Below are 2,403 nucleotides of genomic sequence, written 5' to 3'. Positions count from 1 at the left end.
TCGCCCGGCGAGAGCACGAGCGGTTCGGTGGCGGCGTTGGGAGCAAGCTTCATGGTGCGATCCTGTATATACAAGTAGGTGCGAAAAAAATCGAAGGCCGGAATGGCGTGCGTGGATTCAGCCGAAGGCCTGGTTGCCGTCGACGCGGAAGCGGCTGCCGAGCCGGTAGCGCGAGGCCGGGTGCAGGCAGCGCACCAGCGTCACGGGCAGGTCGCGGGTCCAGGTGCGGCGGGTCAGCAGCAGGCAGGGGTCGGCCGGCGGCATGTCCAGGCGCTCGGCCTGTTCGGCGGTGGGCAGCACCGCGTCGACCACGTGCTCGATCTGGTCGAAGGGCACGTTGCGCACCAGGTACTCGCCGGGCGAGACGACCGAGAAGTCCTGGTCGAGGAACTCGGGCACGGCGCGCGGATTGACGTAGCGGTCCTCGATCTGCACCGGCGTGCCGTTCTCCAGGTGCAGGCAGACGGTGTGGAACACCGACTCGCCGGGCCGCAGGTCGAGCCACACGGCGATGTCGGGCGAGGCGGCGATGCGCTCGAGCGCGATGAACTCGCAGTGGTAGTCGTGGCCGCGCTGGCGGATCTCGCTCGCGATGTTGGCGATCTGCAGCAGCGTGGACTGCGGCTTGTTCTCGGCCACGAAGCTGCCCACGCCGGCCACGCGCACGATGCGGCCCTGCTCCGAGAGCTCGCGCAGCGCGCGGTTGGCGGTCATGCGCGAGATGGCGAACTGCGCCACCAGCTCGTGCTCGGACGGCAGCCGGTGGCCGGGCGGCCAGGTGCCGTCCTGGATCTTGCGCGAGATGTGGTCCTTGACCTGCGCATAGAGCGCGAGCGACGGCGCGGCCGCGGGCGCGCCGGCGGGGCTGGGTGCGGAGGACGGCAGGTCGCGCTTCATGGTCTCAATGCTCCGCCGCCGCCATCGATTCGGCGCGGATCTCCTCGGTCAGCCGGGCCTTGATCTCCATGAACTCGGGCGAGGTCTTGATCGTGTAGTGGCGCGGATGCGGGAAGTCGACCGCGATCTCGGTCTTGATGCGGCCGGGCCGGGCGCTGAACACGGCCACGCGGTTGGCCATGAAGATGGCCTCGTCGATGTCGTGCGTGACGAACAGCACCGTCTTCTGCGCCGACTCCCAGATGCCCAGCAGCAGCTCCTGCATCAGCACGCGGGTCTGGTTGTCGAGCGCGCCGAAGGGCTCGTCGAGCAGCAGCATCTTGGGGTCGTTGGCCAGCGCGCGCGCGATCGCGGTGCGCTGCTGCATGCCGCCCGAGAGCTGCTTGGGATAGTGGTGCTCGAAGCCGCGCAGGCCGACCTTGGCGATGAAGAACTCGCTGCGCTCCTTCTGCTCGGCCTCGCTCATGCCGCGCTCGCGCAGGCCGAAGCGGATGTTCTGCGCGATCGTGAGCCAGGGGAACAGGGTGTAGCTCTGGAACACCACGCCGCGGTCGGCGCCCGGGCCCTCGATCGGCTGGCCGTCGAGCAGCACCTCGCCGGTGGTCGGGAAGTCGAGCCCCGCGACGATGCGCAGCAGGGTGGACTTGCCGCAGCCCGAGGGGCCGAGGATGGTGACGAAGTCGTTCTCGCGCACCTCGAAGTCGACCGGCAGCAACGCCTGCGTGCGCTGGCCGCGCGTGCCGGTGAAGGTGCGCGAGACGCCGTGGATCGACAACTGGGCCGGCTTGACGAGGGTGCTCACAGCGTGCTCCAGGCGAAGAGACGGCGGTTGACCGCCTTGAAGGCGAAGTCGGACACGAGGCCGATCACGCCGATGACGATGATCCCGAAGATGATCTGGCCGGTGTTCAGGAGGGCTTGGCTGTCGGTGATCATGTGGCCGATGCCCGAGGAGGAACCGATGAGCTCGGCCACGATGACGTAGGTCCAGGCCCAGCCCAGCACCAGGCGCAGGGTCTCGGCGATGCCGGGCGCGGCGCCCGGGATCAGCACGCGGCGCACGATGCCCCGGCTGCTGGCGCCCAGCGTATAGGCGGCCTCCACCAGGTCCTTGCGCGCGCTGCCCACGGTCACGGCCACCATCAGGATCACCTGGAACACCGAGCCGATGAAGATCACCAGCAGCTTCTGGCTCTCGCCGATACCGGCCCAGAGGATCAGCAGCGGAATGAAGGCCGAGGCCGGCAGGTAGCGGCAGAACGAGACGAAGGGTTCGAGGAAGGCCTCGATCGGCTTGTAAGCGCCCATCGCGATGCCCAGCGGCACGGCGATGACCGAGGCCAGCACGAAGCCGCCGACCACGCGCCACACCGTCATGCCGATGTCCTGGATGAAGTTGTACTCGGTGAACAGCAGCCAGCCTTCGCGCAGCATCGTGACCGGGCTTGCCAGGAAGGTCGGCGACACGAAGCCGCCGAGCGTGAAGAAGGCCCAGACGGCGAAGAA

3 protein-coding genes are annotated in these 2,403 nt (G+C 68.5%); all 3 read right to left on the bottom strand.

The window, feature by feature from the left end; all coding sequences use genetic code 11:
- Nucleotides 1-117 precede the first annotated feature (117 nt).
- On the bottom strand, nt 118-897 hold the full coding sequence (gene hutC / locus AC27VN_RS38995) for a histidine utilization transcriptional repressor HutC (RefSeq protein ID WP_208511005.1): 780 nt from the start codon (nt 895-897) through the stop codon (nt 118-120).
- A gap of 4 nt (nt 898-901) precedes the next feature.
- The gene (locus AC27VN_RS38990) at nt 902-1,699 is read right to left on the bottom strand and encodes an ABC transporter ATP-binding protein (RefSeq protein ID WP_296793961.1); all 798 of its coding nucleotides are present in this window, start codon (nt 1,697-1,699) and stop codon (nt 902-904) included.
- Nucleotides 1,696-2,403, bottom strand: a 708-nt coding sequence (locus tag AC27VN_RS38985; RefSeq protein WP_490880140.1) for an ABC transporter permease, incomplete at its 5' end; no start/stop codon positions are given. The genes AC27VN_RS38985 and AC27VN_RS38990, both read right to left, overlap by 4 nt.

The organism is Variovorax sp. 20P10.2.4 (assembly GCF_058244205.1).
Note: the sequence above shows the minus strand (reverse complement) of the source record. Positions and strands in the feature narration are given on the sequence as shown.